This is a genomic window from Metamycoplasma equirhinis, assembly GCF_006385185.1.
Taxonomy (GTDB): domain Bacteria; phylum Bacillota_I; class Bacilli_A; order Mycoplasmatales; family Metamycoplasmataceae; genus Metamycoplasma; species Metamycoplasma equirhinis.
The window spans coordinates 1-722 of record NZ_VFIX01000022.1; the positions used below are offsets into that span (position 1 = coordinate 1).

The following is a 722-nucleotide window of genomic DNA, read 5'->3' on the forward strand; positions in this document are numbered from 1 at the left end:
GATTTCGGGTGTCACGCCGTGCTCGGCACAGAAATTGAGCATCTACTGGGTCTCGGCGATCCCGCCGATGTTGGACCCGGCCAGGCTGCGTCGCATGAGCGCTAGCGCGAACGCCGGCACGGCCATGGGGTGCTCGGGGATACCCAGTTCCACGAGTGTGCCGTCGACGTCCAGCAGGTTCAGGTACTGGCCGAGGTCCAAGTTAGCCGAGACGGTGTTCAGGATCAGGTCGAAGCCGCCGCGCAGCTTGCGGAAGGTGTCCGGGTCGGCGGTCGCGTAGTAGCTCTTGGCCCCCAAGCGCAGACCGTCCTCCATTTTCTTCAGCGATTGGGACAGCACCGTCACGTCGGCGCCCATCGCGGCGCCCAGCTTGACGCCCATGTGACCCAGTCCGCCTAGGCCGATGATCGCCACCCGCGTGTTCGCCCCGGCATTCCAGTGGCGCAGTGGCGAGTACAGCGTGATGCCCGCGCACAACAGCGGCGCCGCCACATCCAGGGGCAGCACGTCGGGTATGCGCAACACGTAGTTTTCGTCGACGACGATCGCTTCGCTGTAGCCGCCCTGGGTTGGCTGGCCGTCTTTGCCGATCGAGTTGTAGGTGAAGTTTGCGCCCGGCTTGCAGTACTGTTCGATGCCGCGCGTGCAACTGTTGCACTCGCGGCACGAGTCCACGAAACAGCCAACCCCAACGCGGTCGCCCTGCCGGTACTTGGTCACCT

1 protein-coding gene is annotated in these 722 nt (G+C 64.8%); it reads right to left on the reverse strand.

From position 1 onward, the window contains the following. Nucleotides 1-42 precede the first annotated feature (42 nt). On the reverse strand, nucleotides 43-722 hold a 680-nt coding region (locus FJM08_RS08470), incomplete at its 5' end, for an NAD(P)-dependent alcohol dehydrogenase (protein ID WP_211331343.1).